At 46.8% G+C, this 17,656-nt stretch carries 15 protein-coding genes; 11 read left to right on the top strand and 4 right to left on the bottom strand.

Annotation, left to right across the window (positions count from 1 at the left end; all coding sequences use genetic code 11):
- Positions 1-134 precede the first annotated feature (134 nt).
- The 5 genes from prfC to lysS all read left to right on the top strand — a co-directional run bounded on the left by prfC (position 135) and on the right by lysS (position 7,049).
- Positions 135-1,724 (top strand): peptide chain release factor 3, encoded by a 1,590-nt coding sequence (gene prfC / locus AC121Z_RS11420; protein WP_498124147.1) that lies wholly within the window; start codon positions 135-137, stop codon positions 1,722-1,724.
- An 11-nt stretch (positions 1,725-1,735) separates the two neighbouring features.
- A complete protein-coding gene (gene argS, locus AC121Z_RS11415; RefSeq protein WP_498124146.1) occupies positions 1,736-3,457 on the top strand; it encodes an arginine--tRNA ligase in 1,722 nt (573 codons plus the stop codon).
- Between the two features lie 56 nt (positions 3,458-3,513).
- Positions 3,514-4,086, top strand: a complete 573-nt coding sequence (locus AC121Z_RS11410; RefSeq protein WP_498124145.1) for an NADPH-dependent FMN reductase — start codon at positions 3,514-3,516, stop codon at positions 4,084-4,086.
- A 271-nt stretch (positions 4,087-4,357) separates the two neighbouring features.
- A protein-coding gene (gene prfB, locus AC121Z_RS11405) for a peptide chain release factor 2 (RefSeq protein WP_498124144.1) occupies positions 4,358-5,456 on the top strand; the annotation gives its coding sequence in 2 pieces (ribosomal slippage) (positions 4,358-4,432 and positions 4,434-5,456; 1,098 coding nt in all).
- Between the two features lie 12 nt (positions 5,457-5,468).
- Positions 5,469-7,049 (top strand): lysine--tRNA ligase, encoded by a 1,581-nt coding sequence (gene lysS, locus AC121Z_RS11400; RefSeq protein ID WP_498124143.1) that lies wholly within the window; start codon positions 5,469-5,471, stop codon positions 7,047-7,049.
- A gap of 29 nt (positions 7,050-7,078) precedes the next feature.
- Here the strand turns inward: lysS and AC121Z_RS11395 are convergent, their stop codons facing one another.
- From AC121Z_RS11395 to AC121Z_RS11385, 3 genes are read right to left on the bottom strand one after another with little or no spacing between them, the layout of a single operon-like run.
- On the bottom strand, positions 7,079-7,981 hold the full coding sequence (locus AC121Z_RS11395; protein ID WP_498124142.1) for a ketopantoate reductase family protein: 903 nt from the start codon (positions 7,979-7,981) through the stop codon (positions 7,079-7,081).
- An 8-nt stretch (positions 7,982-7,989) separates the two neighbouring features.
- Positions 7,990-8,706: a TIGR01621 family pseudouridine synthase gene (locus AC121Z_RS11390; RefSeq protein ID WP_498124141.1), complete on the bottom strand. Its 717-nt coding sequence runs from the start codon at positions 8,704-8,706 to the stop codon at positions 7,990-7,992.
- A complete protein-coding gene (locus tag AC121Z_RS11385; protein WP_498124140.1) occupies positions 8,706-9,242 on the bottom strand; it encodes an Hpt domain-containing protein in 537 nt (178 codons plus the stop codon). Before AC121Z_RS11385 ends, AC121Z_RS11390 begins: the two co-directional genes overlap by 1 nt.
- 95 nt (positions 9,243-9,337) lie before the next feature.
- Here AC121Z_RS11385 and AC121Z_RS11380 point away from each other — a divergent pair, with 95 nt between their 5' ends.
- The 6 genes from AC121Z_RS11380 (at position 9,338) to AC121Z_RS11355 (ending at position 17,051) form a co-directional block, all read left to right on the top strand.
- Positions 9,338-12,145, top strand: coding sequence for a M16 family metallopeptidase (locus AC121Z_RS11380; RefSeq protein ID WP_498124139.1), 2,808 nt, complete (start codon positions 9,338-9,340; stop codon positions 12,143-12,145).
- Between the two features lie 98 nt (positions 12,146-12,243).
- Positions 12,244-13,836 carry a glutamate--cysteine ligase gene (gshA, locus tag AC121Z_RS11375; RefSeq protein WP_498124138.1) on the top strand — a complete coding sequence of 531 codons (1,593 nt, stop codon included), beginning with the start codon at positions 12,244-12,246 and terminating at the stop codon, positions 13,834-13,836.
- A gap of 135 nt (positions 13,837-13,971) precedes the next feature.
- Positions 13,972-14,562, top strand: coding sequence for a transglycosylase SLT domain-containing protein (locus tag AC121Z_RS11370; RefSeq protein WP_498124137.1), 591 nt, complete (start codon positions 13,972-13,974; stop codon positions 14,560-14,562).
- On the top strand, positions 14,556-16,103 hold the full coding sequence (locus AC121Z_RS11365; protein WP_498124136.1) for a tetratricopeptide repeat-containing sulfotransferase family protein: 1,548 nt from the start codon (positions 14,556-14,558) through the stop codon (positions 16,101-16,103). Before AC121Z_RS11370 ends, AC121Z_RS11365 begins: the two co-directional genes overlap by 7 nt.
- Positions 16,104-16,757, top strand: a complete 654-nt coding sequence (locus AC121Z_RS11360) for a putative 2OG-Fe(II) oxygenase (RefSeq protein ID WP_498124135.1) — start codon at positions 16,104-16,106, stop codon at positions 16,755-16,757.
- A gap of 168 nt (positions 16,758-16,925) precedes the next feature.
- Positions 16,926-17,051 (top strand): DUF3149 domain-containing protein, encoded by a 126-nt coding sequence (locus AC121Z_RS11355; protein WP_498124134.1) that lies wholly within the window; start codon positions 16,926-16,928, stop codon positions 17,049-17,051.
- Here the strand turns inward: AC121Z_RS11355 and smrB are convergent, their stop codons facing one another.
- Positions 17,052-17,603 carry an endonuclease SmrB gene (gene smrB / locus AC121Z_RS11350; RefSeq protein WP_498124133.1) on the bottom strand — a complete coding sequence of 184 codons (552 nt, stop codon included), beginning with the start codon at positions 17,601-17,603 and terminating at the stop codon, positions 17,052-17,054.
- Positions 17,604-17,656 lie beyond the last annotated feature (53 nt).

Genomic DNA, 17,656 nt, shown 5'->3' with positions numbered 1-17,656 from the left:
CATTCAAAAAGCTCGCGATGATTTTGGCAAATGAGAGGGGTTAGCCCACGTCGTTAGCTGAGGTCGAAGTCGTCAAGCAAACTCAGAGATTAACTGCGTGATACTGAAGCACGCACAGTGGGACAGAATTGAACATGGCTAATGCCAAACTTTTAAGTGAAATCAACAAACGCCGAACCTTTGCGATTATATCGCACCCCGATGCGGGTAAGACTACCATTACTGAAAAGGTATTGTTGTTCGGGAATGCGCTGCAGACTGCAGGTACCGTGAAAGGTAAGAAGTCCGGTCAACATGCCAAATCAGACTGGATGGAAATGGAAAAAGAGCGGGGTATCTCGGTAACGACCTCTGTTATGCAGTTTCCTTATGCCGACTGTTTAGTCAATCTGTTGGATACTCCAGGGCACGAAGACTTTTCGGAAGACACCTATCGTACGTTAACAGCTGTCGACTCTTGTTTGATGGTTATCGACGCAGCGAAAGGGGTTGAGGATCGGACTCGCAAGTTAATGGAAGTCACGCGCCTGCGTGACACGCCAATACTCACCTTTATGAATAAACTCGACCGTGATATCCGGGATCCTATGGAGTTACTCGACGAGGTTGAGACAGAATTGGATATCTTATGTGCGCCAATCACTTGGCCAATAGGCTGCGGTAAGTCGTTTAAAGGTGTCTATCATTTACATCGTGATGAGACGATTTTGTATCAGTCGGGGCAGGGGCATACCATCCAAGCGGTTAGGATCATCAAAGGTCTGGATAACCCCGAGTTGGACTCATCGATCGGCAGTGACTTGGCTAGCCAATTGCGCGAAGAACTCGAATTAGTCGTGGGCGCATCTAACGAGTTTGATCACGAAATGTTTATGCAAGGGCAATTGACTCCGGTCTTTTTCGGTACAGCACTCGGTAACTTTGGTGTTGACCATATGCTTGACGGATTGACCCAGTGGGCGCCTACGCCGCAAAGCCGAGAAACCGATGCGCGAGTTGTAGAATCCACCGAAGATAAGTTCAGCGGCTTTGTATTTAAGATCCAGGCCAATATGGATCCTAAGCATCGTGACCGGATCGCGTTTTGCCGAATTGTTTCGGGCAAGTATGAGAAAGGCATGAAAATGCGTCATACGCGGGTCGGCAAAGATATTCGTATTTCTGACGCCTTGACGTTCTTAGCCGGTGATCGCGCATTATTAGAAGAAGCCTATGCCGGTGATATCATTGGTCTGCATAATCATGGCTCTATTCGCATCGGTGATACGTTTACCGCAGGTGAAGACCACCGTTTTAAAGGGATCCCGAATTTTGCACCGGAGTTGTTTAAGCGGATCCGTTTGAAAGATCCGTTAAAGCAAAAACAGTTGCTTAAAGGTTTGATCCAATTGTCGGAAGAAGGGGCGGTACAGGTGTTTCGTCCACTCATTAACAATGACTTGATCGTTGGCGCTGTGGGCGTTTTGCAGTTTGATGTCGTTGTGGCTCGCTTAAAGGCGGAGTACAACGTTGAGGCCATTTATGAGTCTGTCAATGTTTCAACCGCGCGTTGGGTGTATTGTGACGATGCTAAAAAGTTGGATGAATTCAGACGTAAATCTGAGAGCAATCTAGCACTGGATGGCGGTGAAAATCTCGCTTATATCGCACCGACTATGGTGAACTTGTCCCTAGCGCAGGAGCGCTACCCTGACATTACCTTCAAAACCACTCGAGAACATTAAGTTAATCGATTATGAATTTACACGCGTTAATCACCCAACGATTTCAACAGGCCCTGCAACAACTCGGCTTTGATGACAGTAAAGTGCCACTTAGCCGGAGTACACGGCCAGAATTTGGTGACTATCAGTTTAATGGCGCCATGGCGCTAGCGAAAGCGTTGAAAAAGAATCCGCGCGAGATTGCGCAACAAGTTTTGACGACAGTGCAATTGCAGGATATTGCCAGTCAGCTTGAAATTGCCGGGCCTGGATTTATTAACATTCATTTGAGTCACGACTTCTTAGCCAGTTGGGCAACCACGGCAAGTCAAGATGAGCGTGTCTCGATTAATGAACAGTCCGCACAAACGATTGTGGTTGATTATTCTTCACCCAATCTTGCCAAAGAGATGCACGTGGGACACTTGCGTAGCACCATCATCGGTGATGCTACGGTTAAAGTTCTTGAGTTTCTTGGTCACAAAGTTATTCGCCAAAATCATATGGGTGATTGGGGCACGCAATTCGGGATGCTGTTGGCCCACCTTAGCGATCAACTTGCTGAGAATACCGTGGCAGAAACCGCACTGAGTGACTTGGAAGACTTTTACCGAGCAGCTAAGGTGCGCTTTGACGAAGAAGCTGGCTTTGCCGACCGCGCCCGCGAGTATGTGGTTAAACTGCAAAGTGGAGACGCGCAGTGTATGGCGCTTTGGCAACAGTTTATCGACGTGTCTATTCAGCATAGTGAAGAGGTCTATGCGCTACTTAATGTAAGCTTAACACGTGAAGACGTTATGGGTGAAAGTGCCTACAACGATGACCTTGCTGCGGTGGTAGCAGAACTCAAAAGCCAGGGTATTGCGGTTGAAGATCAGGGCGCGCAAGTGGTCTTTCTGCCGGAAATGGCTGATAAGGAAGGCAAACCAGCCGTTTATATTATTCAAAAATCGGGTGGTGGCTACTTATATGCAACGACAGATTTAGCGGCTATTCGTTACCGCAATGGTAAGCTTAATGCGGATCGTACGCTGATTTTTACTGACGCGCGGCAAAGCTTGCACTTTAAACAAACGGAAATAGTCGCACGTAAAGCCGGCTTTATCCGCGAAGAGCAAAGCTATGAGCATTGTCCCTTTGGCATGATGTTGGGTAAGGACGGAAAGCCATTTAAAACCCGCACGGGTGGCACGGTTAAACTACATGATTTATTGATTGAGTCAGTGCAACGCGCGCAGCAGCTGCTGACCGAGCGAGCGGCAGGTCAATCAGTGGATGCTGAACTGGCTAAGAAAATCGGTATTGGGGCGGTAAAATACGCGGATTTAAGTAAAAACCGCACGACTGACTACATCTTTGACTGGGACCAAATGCTCAGCTTTGAGGGCAACACAGCCCCCTACTTGCAGTACGCATACACTCGTATCCAGAGTGTTTTTGAGAAGTTCGCTGGCGAATTCAATCCAGCGACGGTACAGATTGGTGCAAGTGAGGAAAAGGCTCTCGTAACAAAACTGGTGCAGTTTGAGGATGCCTTGTTGACGGTTGCTGACGAGGCGACTCCACATGTGCTATGTGCTTACCTTTATGATTTAGCTAGTGGCTTTATGCGTTTTTATGAAGCCTGCCCAATCTTAAAAGAGGGCGTCGATCCACAGACTCAAGAGAGTCGTCTGACGCTGGCTCACTTAACTGCCAATACATTGCAGTTAGGTCTCAACTTGCTCGGCATTGAAACAGCGCAACGGATGTAATGATCAAAATAGTGTTGCGTCCGTAACAGTTAACATTGAATTCGCAAGGAACTGAAATGACAAAAATACTCGCTTTTTCCGGTAGTGCGCGCAAAAACTCCTATAATCAAGCGGTTGCTGCCGCAGCAGCGAAGGCTGCTGAGGCAGCCGGTGCTGAAGTTACGCTGATTAATTTGGCAGATTTCCCAATGCCAATTTTTAATGAGGATGATGAAGCTGAGCAAGGGATTCCAGCCAATGCGCAGGCATTTAAGGAGCTTTTAATGGCACACGACGGTTTTATTATTGTGTCGCCAGAATACAATTCCAGCTATCCTGCGTTATTGAAAAATGCCATTGATTGGGCCAGCCGTAAAGTCGGAGACGAGAAGCCATTACAGGCCTTCAAGGGCAAGAGTGCATTGATCATGGCATCATCTGCGGGAGCGCTTGGCGGCATGCGAGTGTTGGTCGTATTGCGCATGTTATTAGGCAATATCGGCATGCACGTACTACCCGACCAGAAAGCCATCGGCAAGGTCGATACATTAATGAACGATGCGGGCGAGCTAAGCGATGAAAAGACCAACCAGCAAATTGCGCGCTTAGTTGGTAATTTGATTTCCTTTACTCAAGGACTGAAGAATTAAAATGGCGCAGTAGCGCCATTTCTTTGGTATTGGCAGACGTCAAACGGCAACGATAAGAGGCCTAAACGGCAAGTTAACAGTAACCATAGAAACGCCTGTGTTAAGACAACGATTAGTTTGACACTGGGGGATAGGAATTATCCGATAAAGTTTCCGTTTGTATTGACACGTTCTGCCTCACTCAATTCATCTAATCTATAGCAAATCAAGCTGTAAACTCAGCGCTAAATTCGGTAGTATCCGCAATCATTTTAGTAATCCGAAGTTCAGCATGTTTGAAGTGAATCCTGTCCATACCGCTATTGAAGATATCCAATCCCGTACGCAGTTGCTTAGGGGGTATCTTTGACTACGATCTTAAAGTAGAGCGTCTCGAAGAAGTTAATCGTGAATTGGAAAGTCCCGATGTGTGGAATGAGCCAGACCGAGCTCAAGCATTGGGCAAGGAGAAGGTCGCTCTAGAGCAAGTAGTAGAAACGATTCGCGAACTGGAGCTAGGCAGTGAAGATGTTCTGGGTTTGGTCGAACTGGCGGTAGAAGCAGAAGATCAAGAAACCTTTGACGAGGCTCAGCAAGAGCTTTCCGCGCTAACTAACAAACTCGAAGTATTAGAGTTTCGCCGTATGTTTGCAGGCCCGCACGATGAGTGTGATTGTTACTTAGATATACAGTCTGGCTCAGGCGGCACGGAAGCGCAAGACTGGGCAAATATGCTGCTGCGCATGTACTTGCGTTGGGGGGAAGAGCATGGTTTCAAAACGGAATTGATTGAAGTATCTGACGGGGATGTGGCTGGTATCAAGAGTGCCACCATCCGTTTTGGCGGTGAATACGCGTTTGGTTGGTTGCGTACAGAAACTGGCGTACACCGGTTAGTGCGTAAATCACCGTTTGATTCGGGTAATCGTCGGCACACCTCCTTTGCTTCGGCATTCGTGTACCCCGAAATTAATGATGATATTGAGATCGATATCAATCCTGCGGACCTTCGCATCGACACTTACCGCGCTTCAGGTGCGGGTGGACAACACGTTAACCGGACGGACTCTGCCGTGCGGATTACGCACATTCCGACCAATATTGTTGTGCAGTGTCAAAATGACCGCTCACAGCACAAAAACAAAGACCAAGCGTTTAAACAGCTAAAAGCCAAGCTATACGAATTCGAGTTACAGAAGCAAAACGCTGAAAAGCAAGCGATGGAAGACAATAAATCGGATATCGGCTGGGGCAGTCAAATTCGCTCCTATGTGCTCGACGACTCTCGAATTAAAGATCTGCGCACCGGCGTAGAAACCCGAAATACACAAGCCGTGCTCGATGGCGATCTCGATCGCTTTCTGCAAGCAAGCTTAAAATCTGGACTCTAAACAGGACCTGCAATGACTGAATCAAATACCACTGTGTCACAGGCGACACTCGAAGAAAACAAACTAATTGCAGAGCGTCGGGCGAAACTCGATAGTATTCGTCAAAATTGCGCCGCCAATGGCTTTCCTAATACCTTTCGGCGAGAGCATTATGCCCAGCAATTGCAGGATACCTTTGGTGAGCAAACAAAAGAAGCGTTAGCAGAACAAAACATTCCCGTAAGTATTGCTGGCCGGATCATGGCGAAGCGTGGCCCGTTTCTACTATTGCAAGATATGACGGGGCGGATCCAGTCGTATGCTAGTAAGGATACGCAAAAAGTTATTAAGGAGCGTTACGGTAGCCTTGATATTGGCGATATTATTGGCGTTAGTGGGCCTTTACATAAGTCGGGTAAAGGAGACTTATATGTTGATATGCAAAGCTTTGAGTTGTTGACAAAAGCGTTGCGCCCGTTACCTGAAAAGTTTCATGGACTTGCAGATCAAGAAACCAAGTATCGGCAGCGCTATGTAGACTTAATTACTTCTGAACAAACCCGTAAGACCTTTAAAGTGCGCAGTCAGGTTGTATCAGCGATCCGTCAGTTTTTAGCTGAGCGCGATTTCCTCGAGGTTGAGACTCCCATGCTACAAGTGATCCCAGGCGGTGCAACAGCAAAGCCGTTTATCACTCATCATAATGCGATGGACATCGATATGTACTTGCGTATTGCACCTGAGTTGTACCTGAAGCGTTTAGTCGTCGGTGGTTTTGAGCGCGTATTTGAGATTAATCGTAATTTTCGTAATGAAGGTTTATCGACGCGGCATAACCCGGAATTCACAATGCTTGAATTCTATCAAGCGTATGCGGATTACCATGATTTGATGGACCTGACCGAGGAAATGTTGCGTTCGGTTACCCAAAAAGTCCTTGGCACTCATAAGGTCACAAGCACGCAAAAAGACAGTGAAGGCAACATTGTTGCCTCGACTGATTATGATTTTTCTCAGCCATTTGTGCGCTTAACCATGAACGATGCGATTTTACGCTATTGGCCTGAGCAACAACTCGGTCCTATCTCGGCAGGGGATAAAGACGCTATTCAGGATCCGGAATCAAACCTAGAAGCTTTGCAGCGCATTGCTAAGCAACTGCATATTAAAGAGCCAGAAGTTGAGGGGATTTGGGGTGCGGGTAAATATTTGTGTGAGATTTTTGAAGCGACAGCGGAAGAAAAGCTCGATCAACCTACATTTATCACCGCGTATCCTTGGGAAGTTTCACCGCTGGCGCGCCGTAACGATAAAAATCCGTTCATCACCGATCGATTCGAGTTTTTTGTCGGTGGACGTGAGATTGCTAACGGTTTCTCAGAGTTGAACGACCCTGAAGATCAGGCCGAGCGTTTCCTTAAGCAAGTGTCAGAAAAAGATGCTGGCGACGACGAAGCCATGCACTTTGACGCGGATTACATTCGTGCTCTTGAGCATGGATTGCCACCAACTGCGGGTGAGGGTATCGGTATTGATCGTTTAGTCATGCTGTTAACAGACAGCCCAACGATTAAAGATGTCATTTTATTCCCGCATATGAAACCAGAGCTCTGATAGGATAGCCGTTTGCATCCAACAAACGGCTATGCTGGTTTTTTTAGTGCCCGGACTTGTGCTAACAATTGTGCATTGCAAGGGCACGCCAAACCGAGTGCTCGTGCACGCCGTACAAGATACCCATTAATTTCCTCTATTTCAGTTTCTCGCCCATGCAGGACATCTTGGTGCATCGAAGAATAATTCCGTTGCGTAAGCATGGCTATGGTGTTGACGCGTTCGATAATGGTTGCGCAGGTCGTTTTTAGTCCCTCAGCACCCATAATCTTATCTATTTCATCGGCTAATTGAGCAATCGCCTCGTGCCACTCGGGTTTAAGCAAGGCGCCATTGGGAAGGTTATGCAGAGCCGTTAACGGGTTGATAATGGCATTGACCGTTAATTTGTCCCACAAGGTCTGCTGAATATCATTGGTCCATTTTACTGTGCCAAATCCAGTGCTGAGTAATTGTACAATCGCCTGTTGTTGCGCCTTTGGAACCTGTTGACGACTTCCGATTAGGGTTAAGCCGCTGCCCGTTTGTTGACATGTGGTGGGTGTCGTTTTGATTGCCCCGATGCTCGTCGTTGCTAGAAACACGCGATGTTGATCTTCATATTCGCGCAACAGCGCCGGATCGAGCATGCCATTGTGCAGCAAGAGTAAGCTCGTATCGGCGCTAAAGTGTTGCTTAAATTGCTTTAGCGCTGCTAACACCTGATAGCTTTTTACCGGGACGATCACCAGGTGCGGCGAACCTGCACTGGCCCACACGTTGAGTTTCGTGTGCAGACTATGTTCAACGCCGTAAAGAGTGATAAACCGACTAGCCGCTGCAGTGCGCACATGACGCGCCAAGTGCCCAATGTGGTCAACTGTTTGCAGGTGATAAGCGAGTACATTACCAATGGCACCATTGCCAATAATATCGATTTGTCGAAATGCCATTGCGGTATTCATTGGGCTAATTGTGCACGCGGCCAGTTTAATTCATTCAAGGGGCCGATTTCGGCTCTCCAACGATGGTAATCGGGCGTTTGAAAGTGAACTCCTGAAGGGGATAAATCGCAGAAGCTATAGGTCTGATTGCGCCATTCAAAGGTGATTTGGGCGGCGTGCAAATACATCCGATCGGAAGTGCTTTTAGCGTAACGAGGGTCGCCTAAAATGGGAGAACCAAGAGCTGCCAATGAAACTCTTAACTGATGGGTCTTACCTGTATACGGTTTTAATACGAAGAGCCTACCTGTGCCTTCTGATAAAACACAGTGATAACTAAAAAATTGGGTGTAGGCGGGATTCTCCCATCTATTTGTCAACTTGTAGTTACCCCGTCTGACTTTTTGCATATCGCCTAATATATGGCCTTGTTTTTTGCGTGGTTTCTTATCACTGATCGCAAGGTAATACTTTTGCACACTGCGTTCACTGAACAGTTTATTTAATTCAGCCGTTGCGACTTTGTCTTTACCTATCAGCATTAATCCTGAGGTATCAGTATCAAGGCGATGCACTAAGTAAAAGGATCCTATTCCCGCATGAGTTAAATGTTGTTGCAAATTGTTCTCACCATCGGCGTAATGCATACAAATTCCCGCCGGTTTGTTGATCACGGCAAAGGAATCATTCTGGTAAACAATGGTTATCTGCGGTGTAAGACTTGCCTGCTGCATCAGTTACCAATTAGCGCTTGCGCAGTGGCATAGTCTAAGTCGGCAATGGCAGCGTGGATTGCTGGATGTTTGCTTGCTGGAACCTGCGCTGCAGTTAGCCAGTCGTCAAGCTGATCAGGGCTAATAAAGCGATGAGCACTCAAGGCCTGCCGTAACTCGTTAAGTGCTTGATTGTCCGTACCATCGCTCGCCGCATCACTATCGCAGTATTCGTCAATCTGGGCTAATGTTTGGTTGAGGGCAGATTGCAGGTTGCCAAGTTCCGCTCCCGCGCCTTGGATTTTGATATTATCATCAGTGCTTTTGGCCGCCGCGTGCAAATAGTCTAATCCCAAGTTGCCACTGACACCTTTGATCGTGTGCACGAGTAATTGCATCGCTTCTTGGTTGTCTTGCGTTTGAAATTCCGCTACCGTCTCAGCACTTTCACGATACTCCTGCAAAAAACGCATTAATAATTTTTTGTACAGAGATTCATTGCCACTGAGTTGTTTTAAGCCGAACTCTTTATTGATAAACGGTAAATCTGCAATCATGGTGAGCCTCTGAAAAAACCTATCGTTTGAGTGTACTTGAATATTCTGGGCAGGTGTAGCCTTGGAATGAGTTGAAGAATAAAGATTGGTAGCAAATGAATAAATATGGATGGTTTTTGGCAACGGTGTGTCTAATCGTTGCTAGTTGTTCGTCGTCGTATAAACCAGAAACGACCGCGCAGAAGCAAATTTCAATTAACCATGAAAAGTATCAGTTAGCCAACGGATTAACGGTAATTCTGCATGCAGATCATTCAGATCCGTTGGTGCATGTCGATGTTACCTATCATGTTGGTTCAGCGCGCGAACAAGTGGGCCAGTCTGGCTTTGCGCATTTTTTTGAACACATGATGTTTCAGGGCTCAAAGCACGTCGCAGATGAACAGCATTTTGCAATGATCACTGAAGCAGGCGGTGATATGAATGGTACAACCAATTCCGATCGAACTAACTATTATCAAACCGTGCCACGCAATCATTTAGAGAAGGTTCTATGGTTGGAAGCAGACCGTATGGGATTCCTACTCGACGCTGTTACGCAAAAGAAATTCGAGAATCAGCGCGAGACAGTCAAAAATGAGCGCGCGCAACGGGTTGACAATCAGCCGTATGGGTTACGCACTGAACGTGTAAGTGAAGCTCTGTATCCAGAAGGGCATCCATACTCTTGGCCAGTTATTGGCTATATTGAAGACTTAGAACGTGTCAACGTAGACGACCTGAAGGCGTTTTTTCAACGCTGGTACGGGCCCAATAATGCGATTCTAACGATTGGCGGCGATATTGATATTGCACAAACCAAAGCATGGATTGAACAGTATTTTGCGCCGATCCCTGCAGGCCCCACGGTTGCCAAGCTTCCCAAAACACCGGTAACTCTTGCAGAAACCAGACATGTAGTTCTGAAAGACAGTGTGCATTTACCTTTAATCCAAATGACGTTCCCAACGGTGTACGCGCGCCACCCCGATGAAGCCCCCTTGGATGTATTAGCAGACATTTTAGGCGGTGGGAAGACGTCAATTTTTTATCAGGACTTAGTGCTCACGGGTAAAACCGTGCAGGCTGCAGTCATGCATCCCTGTCGAGAACTTGCGTGTGAGTTTCAGATGCTAGCACTGGCGAATCCAGCGGTGACCCAAGATTTGGACACACTGCATACGGCGTTTCAACAAGCCTTGGCCGATTTTGAACGGCGTGGGGTTGAGCCCGACGATTTAACGCGCGTTAAAATGAGTATCGAAGCAGGCACGGTTTTTGGTTTGCAAAGTGTTGCCAGAAAGGTCAGTTCATTGGCAAATGGTGAGTTGTACGCACAACAACCTGACCTCGTGCAAGCTGATATTGATCGCTATAATGCTGTGACAGCTGATGATGTTATGCGGGTTTTTAACCAATACATTAAGAATAACCCGGCAGTTGTAATGAGCATTGTGCCAGAAGGGCAAACTCAAGCAGCCGTTAATCTGCCCGAGTACACTATTCCGCCGCGTGACATTCCGCCGCAACAAGCGCATGCAGCTGTTACTCCTAAGTCGATTACTGACACCTTTGATCGCAGTCAGATACCGCCAACAGCACCTGCACCATTGGTTGCTGTACCCGATTTTTGGCAAGCTGAAATAGCGGCACAAATACCGGTATTGGGAGTAAATACTGACGAGACGCCGACGGTTAGTCTTACCATCAATCTCGAGGGGGGGCCGCTTTTAGATCCTATCGAGAAAGCAGGGCTAGCGTCACTCACTGCGCAAATGATGAATGAATCCACTGCGTCACGTTCGGGTATCGAGTTGGCCAATGAGTTGGCTAAATTAGGCAGTGATATCCAGTTTTCAGCATCGGGACGTTTCACTACGGTGTATGTCAGTAGTCTGACTAAAAACCTTGCAGCAACCCTGACAATACTATTTGAGAAACTCTTCACGCCAGGGTTTAACGCGGCAGATTTTGCACAGCTAAAACAACGCACCTTGCAAGCTATGCAACAGCAAATGAAAAACCCCAATACGCTGGCTCGGCGTGTGCAAGATGCCATTCTCTACGGCAACGACAATCGAATTAGCTTGCCTGATAGTGGCACCGTCACTACGGTAGAGGCGATTACTTTGGATGATATCAAAGCGTTTTACCAAACCTATTATAATCCAGCACAAGCCAATATTGTGGTGGTGGGAGACGTGACACAAGACCGAGCTTTGGCCGCTTTGACACCGTTACAAGAGTGGTCTGCTAAACCCTATGAAATACCAGATTATAATCCCTTTCCGGAGTACGCGGCGGGCAATATTTATTTAGTTGATAAACCTAATGCAGTGCAGTCGGTGATCAGTATTGCCAAACGCTCTATGCCTTACGATGCTACTGGTGACTATTTCCAAGCGCGACTGGCAAACTTTCCGTTAGGCGGGCATTTTAATAGTCGCATCAACCTTAATTTGCGTGAAGACAAAGGATTCACCTATGGCGCAGGGAGTTATTTCAGTGGCGGTAAAACCTTAGGTACGTTTTCCATCGGTGGCGATTTCAATGCGAGTGCTACGCTTGCAAGCATTCAAGAGATGCTGCGTGAAGTGAGCGCGTATCAGCAGCAAGGGCCGACTGACGCTGAACTGGCATTGCTGCAAAAAGCCTTTACCCAAGGCGATGCATTGGATTACGAAACGCCTGCAAATAAGGCTCGCTTTTTACGCCACTTGCTAGTCTATGAATTATCGCCAGACTTTACTGAGCAACAGCTAAGTATCATTCAAGCATTAACGACCACGCAGCTACAGCAGTGGGCGCAGCAATACATGGATGTTAATGAGATGCATATTTTTGTGGTCGGCGATGCACAAACATTAAAGCCGCAACTCGAAACTCTAGGGCGCACTGTCATTGACTATACGGTGGCTGATTGATCTAGGTTAGTGTAACAAAATCTAAGTAAGGCAAGTTTTGCGGATAAAACGCGATATACTTGTCAGGTAACTATTTTCAACAATAAGTGAGTGATCCTTTGCCGACTGTTTCATTGAATCTAGAAAACATTCTCACAGGCCTTGATACTGCAGAATTTCGTGCCGCGTTAACCGGGATTAAACATGGGGTAGAGCGCGAAGCGTTGAGGATCACTCCACAAGGACAATTGTCGCAACAAGCTCATCCACAGGTATTAGGTTCAGCGTTAACCCACGACAGTATCACTACGGATTTTTCTGAGGCTTTATTGGAGTTTATAACTCCGCCAGAGGAAGATCCGCTAACCACATTGGCGCAATTAAGCGATATTCACAAGTTTGTCTTAGGTGAACTGGACGACGAAGCGCTTTGGCCAATGAGTATGCCGTGCTATGTCGATAGTGAAGACCAGATCCCGATCGCACAGTATGGGTCGTCGAATATTGCGCGAATGAAAAGCGTTTATCGGCAAGGTCTTAAAAATCGCTATGGCGCGATGATGCAGGCGATATCAGGCATCCACTTTAACTTTTCACTCTCGGATGATTTTTGGCAGCAGTATGCCGAGCTTAAAGGGAGTGTCTACAGTCAAGATTTTGTTTCGCAGCAGTATTTTGACTTGATTAGAAATTATCGGCGCTGGTGCTGGTTGATCCCCTATCTTTATGGAGCTTCTCCTGCGCTGTGTGGTTCTTTCCTGCGTGGCAAAAAGCATAACTTTGAGTTTGAAAAAATCGGTAAAGGCACCTTATATTTGCCGTATGCGACATCTTTACGCATGAGCGATCTCGGCTATACCAATAGTCAACAATCGGGTCTGCATGTGTGCTACAACAATTTATCGGATTATGTGGCGTCAGTGCGCAAAGCCATTCGGACTCCAAGTGCTGAATACGCGCGTTTTGCTGCTGGGGAACAGGGCGTTTATGAGCAGTTAAATAGCAACATCCTGCAAATAGAGAATGAGCTTTATTCGCCCATCCGCCCGAAACAAGTAGCGCGTTCATTAGAGAAGCCCACCGACGCTCTTGAAAGCCGTGGGGTTGCTTATGTTGAGGTGCGAGCGTTAGATGTTGATCCTATGCAACCAGTCGGTATCAGTTTGGAGCAGTTCTATTTCTTGGATGTCTTTTTGTTAAGCTGCCTAGTGACTGAGTCGCCAGATTTCACGCCACAAGCCTATGCCGATACAGAGCGCAATATTAAACGTGTGGTTACCCAAGGGCGGGATCCTGAATTAAGGTTACTCCAGGAAGCTCCGCATGCGGCAAGTACTGAAGTCGCATTAAAAGATTGGGCCGTGACACTATTTGAGACCTTTGCTGAAGTCGCTAAAGTATTAGATAAAGCCTACCAAACGGTGAATTTTAGTGCTGCTGTAACACGAGAATTAGAAAAAGTCATCGATAGTAGTAAAACCCCTTCAGCGAAAATACTGGCTACATTGCAGCAGCAAAATAAGGATAATGGCCAATGGGGGTTGGAGTTATCACGTCAGTACAAAGCGTCGTTTTTACATCAGCCGTATCAGCATTTTGATCAGGCGTTTTTTGAACGCCAAAGTCGTGAGTCTTTGCAGCAGCAACAAATGATTGAAGCCAATGATAAAGAAGATTTTGATACGTTTCTTAAAACCTATTTTGCGCGTTAACCACAGGGCAAAAAAAAGCCTGGTAGTGACCAGGCAGATAAGGTTCCAGGGAAACACACACAATACTAGAACACTAGATTTGAATAAAAAATGACCATAAAGTTCCTGAGAAAGTCGATTTTTTTTGCTGGTCTGATGAGTGTGCTTGTTTTGGCTGTCGGTTGTACCGCGACTCCCCCCACTGACATCAGTAATCTGTGTGCAATCTTCGAAGAGAAACCCGATTGGTATGACGCGGCTGCTGATGTGCGCGATAAATGGGGCGTCCCAATCCATGTACCGATGGCAATGATGTATCAAGAAAGCTCGTTCAAGGCCGATGCTTTACCGCCGCGTGACTACGTATTTTTTGGGCTGATCCCTTGGGGGCGCGTCAGTTCCGCGTATGGATATTCTCAAGCAAAGACGCCTACTTGGGAAGACTACGTGCGCGAAACGGGTAATTCGTGGGCAGATCGCGATGATTTTGCTGATGCCATAGACTTTATGGGGTGGTTTATCAGCAAGACGCATACGATTAATGGAATTTCTAAGTGGGATGCGCATGGGCAGTATTTGAACTATCACGAAGGGTGGGGCGGTTTTAAACGGCGCACCTATATGAAAAAGCGTTGGTTGGTGAATGTCGCAAGTATCGTTAAAGCGCGTTCATTACGCTACGCCACACAACTTAAAGGGTGCGAAAAAGATTTGCAGCGAGGATGGCTCTGGCGATTAATATGGTAGTAGATAGGCAAATTCAAATCATTCAGCAGCGCTTAGTTACGGTTCGTCAATATTTGCGTAACGGGAATATTGCAGCGGCTTGGCAGCAATTAGCTGAACTGGAAGCGCAGGCGCCTGAGAATGCAGAAGTATTAACCCATATGTTGGGTATTCTACTTGGGCGTAAGCAGCAACGGGCGACTGAATACATTGAGCGTTTGGCTAGCTTGATCCCTCAAACACCGGATAAGAGTTTATTCGTACATGTATTACGTCTACTGTGTCAGTACCATCAATATGCTGCTGCATTGGCAATCGCTAAAAATGTACCTGAGGACCTAAAAGCAAGCCTTGATATTTTAGTTGTGCGTTGTAATGTTGCCGTGCAAGCACGCGCTTTAGCGCTTGCTAGGCAGTGGTTAGATGACCGGTCGGCAGAAGTAGAATCTAATTGCGAAGCGCGTTTAATGCGCGCGAATATCGCGGCGATGCAGGGTGATTTCAGTGCCGCTAAGGATGACTATCTAACAATTTTACAGGCTCAGCCAGCGAATAGTTATGCCGCAAAAGGTTTAGCCAAGTGTCAACAACTTTCCGTCGAGTTAGGTGAGCGCTTAGCAAGCGTTCCTATTGCTAAGGGCGATGCTGAAGCAGCAGCTCGCACTTTATTCGCTCAAGCGAAGGCCAAAAATGATCAGGGACAATATGCACAGGCATGGCAACTGGCGACTCATGCGAATAAGTTAAAGCGTCAGTCGAGTCGTTTCAGTTCAGCAACATTGCATCAGCAAGTTGATTTTCTGCTCGCGGCGTTTAGCCTTGAAAGTTATCAATTGGCTAGGTCGAGCGCTAAGGCCGAGCATGTATTTGTGGTTGGCATGCCGCGTTCAGGCACCACTTTAGTGGAACAAATATTGTCATCGCTACCCGATTATTATGCCGGTGGCGAAACCCCGGCCGTGGAAGTCGCATTAGCCGCCTCGGAAGCGGGAGAACACTATATTCAAGCTTTGATGCAGCAAGAAAGCATCGATTGGGAGGCCGCAATTAATGCCTATGAAAGCTACTTTCGGGAGTTTGCCAACTTTTCCGGTCAGCGCATTATCAACAAAGTCCCCACCAACTTTTTTCACATAGGTTTGATCAAGCTACTCTTTCCACGTGCCAAAATTATCAATATGCAGCGCAACCCATTAGATGTTGCAGTGTCTATTTATTTTGAGAACTTCTCCCGTTATTTTGCCTATACCAACGACTTAGATGATATCTTCTTTGTTTATGATCAATATCAACGCTTGATGGCGCACTGGCAGACGCTATTTGGCAATGATATTCTCAATGTGTCGTATGAAGAGTTGGTAGCAGACTATACCGCGGGCACGGCACTGATCGGAGACTTCCTTGGTGTGACATTACCGGCACCAGAAATTATTCGCAAGGCAACCAATCACGTTGAGACGCCAAGTATTTGGCAAGTTCGACAGCCGATTACGACGCAAGCCGTTGCGCGCTGGCAACGTTATACTGAATTTTTAACGCCTTACATTGAGAGATATCGCTAAATGACACAATCGACGCCCTTTCCGGCAGGAATGCAGTACGTGAATGCCGATAATGATCGGGTTATGCTTGCACGGGGCGGTATTTTACATACCGATATATGGCGTACCATGGTGCCGCGACATACTGAATTAAATCCAGTGCTGAAGCAAGAAATCCTCGATTATCAGGCGCATAATCCAACGGTTGATCCGTTAGCCAATCCGGGTTGCTGGCGAGGCAGTAGTGATTTTAGTGGGTGGCTACCTCTGCAGCGTTTTATTATTGATAATGTTAAAGCTATTCACCGACACTATTTAAATATTGGCGCGCCATGTGCAGCGCTAGAGTCTTTCACTGCAGACCGCTTTGAAATGAATTACTGGGCGAACGTTAACCAACCCGGCAGTGCCAATGCTATTCATACTCACTCTAAATGGCATTGGTCGGGCGTATACTATGTGCAAGGAACGGGAACTGGCGATCTTGCGCTATACAGTCATGCTTTTGTTAATCAGCAAGTATCTCATGGCCTGCCTTTTGGGCAGTCATTTACCGTGCCAGCCGAAGATGGTTTGATGGTAATGTTTCCAAGTTATTTGATCCATGAGGTATTACCGAATCCTTCAGATAAGGCACGCATCAATATTGCCTTCAACGTGAAAATTCTGTTTTAACTCGCCTCAATGCTGCTCAAGGCAAGGTTGAAAAGGCAGTTAAAAACAGACGTTTGATCTAACGCAAACTTTGCGCAGCATTAGCCCCGATACATTGATCAAGATCAGTATCTATTTACCGTTGTAGGTGACAATAAAGACATCATTGATGTGCAGGAGGAAAGCACCATGCCTTTAGAACTTTTCTTAGATCCGGTTGTGTGGATGTCATTATTGTTAATTGCCATTATTTGCGTCATGGGTGGCTATTACACATATCTGTTTTTACACAATAGTGCCGACGATAATAAATAGTTACCCCAACTTCGGATCACTGTGTACGAGCTGAACTAAAATTGCACCGTTCCCGCCCCACTCCAGTGGGGCTTGGTGAAAGGCAACAATGTCTGGATGTTGGATCAACCAATGTGGGACCTGTTGTTTTAAAATTCCTGAGCCCATCCCATGCACAATGCACACGCATTGCACATGCTGTTGTTTGGCGTGATACAGCAGGGCGGCAATTTCCAGTTTCGCCTCTTCGCGCGAAAGCCCATGCAAATCGAGGATGATCTCGGGTGCATAGTCTCCGCGGCGTAAGCGCTTGATTTGATCATGGTGTTCACGGTCTACGGCATAGCGAGTAGGCCCTTCCGGCGGAATATAGCCGTGAAAGGCATCGGAAAAGGTAAAATAGGCATTGGCTTGGCGTTGCGACTTGTCGCCTGCGCTGTCACGCTGGTGCCTGCGCTGCTGCTTGGCGTGCAGTCGTTGTTGTTGGGTTAATGCGACTTTTTCATTCTCCCGTAATGGTTTGACGCCACGTATCGACTGGCGAAACAACTGCATGTCATCATCGTCATCCAAACTCTGTTTCCCCCTTGAAAAAAATTCAAAATAGCACGCCGAAATTCAATATT

This window comes from Alteromonas sp. DYW1 (assembly GCF_059752595.1).
The sequence above is the reverse complement of the archived record's forward strand: the minus strand, read 5'-3'. Positions and strand labels throughout refer to the sequence as shown.

Bases quoted from the DNA above. Each gene is read 5' to 3' on its own strand.
- AC121Z_RS11370 (WP_498124137.1), top strand. From the start codon at position 13,972: ATGAGTGTGCTTGTTTTGGCTGTCGGTTGTACCGCGACTCCCCCCACT.
- AC121Z_RS11410 (WP_498124145.1), top strand. From the start codon at position 3,514: ATGACAAAAATACTCGCTTTTTCCGGTAGTGCGCGCAAAAACTCCTAT.
- AC121Z_RS11390 (WP_498124141.1), bottom strand. From the start codon at position 8,706: ATGCAGCAGGCAAGTCTTACACCGCAGATAACCATTGTTTACCAGAAT.
- AC121Z_RS11385 (WP_498124140.1), bottom strand. From the start codon at position 9,242: ATGATTGCAGATTTACCGTTTATCAATAAAGAGTTCGGCTTAAAACAA.
- argS (WP_498124146.1), top strand. From the start codon at position 1,736: ATGAATTTACACGCGTTAATCACCCAACGATTTCAACAGGCCCTGCAA.
- AC121Z_RS11355 (WP_498124134.1), top strand. From the start codon at position 16,926: ATGCCTTTAGAACTTTTCTTAGATCCGGTTGTGTGGATGTCATTATTG.
- AC121Z_RS11360 (WP_498124135.1), top strand. From the start codon at position 16,104: ATGACACAATCGACGCCCTTTCCGGCAGGAATGCAGTACGTGAATGCC.
- AC121Z_RS11380 (WP_498124139.1), top strand. From the start codon at position 9,338: ATGAATAAATATGGATGGTTTTTGGCAACGGTGTGTCTAATCGTTGCT.
- AC121Z_RS11365 (WP_498124136.1), top strand. From the start codon at position 14,556: ATGGTAGTAGATAGGCAAATTCAAATCATTCAGCAGCGCTTAGTTACG.
- lysS (WP_498124143.1), top strand. From the start codon at position 5,469: ATGACTGAATCAAATACCACTGTGTCACAGGCGACACTCGAAGAAAAC.
- prfC (WP_498124147.1), top strand. From the start codon at position 135: ATGGCTAATGCCAAACTTTTAAGTGAAATCAACAAACGCCGAACCTTT.
- AC121Z_RS11395 (WP_498124142.1), bottom strand. From the start codon at position 7,981: ATGGCATTTCGACAAATCGATATTATTGGCAATGGTGCCATTGGTAAT.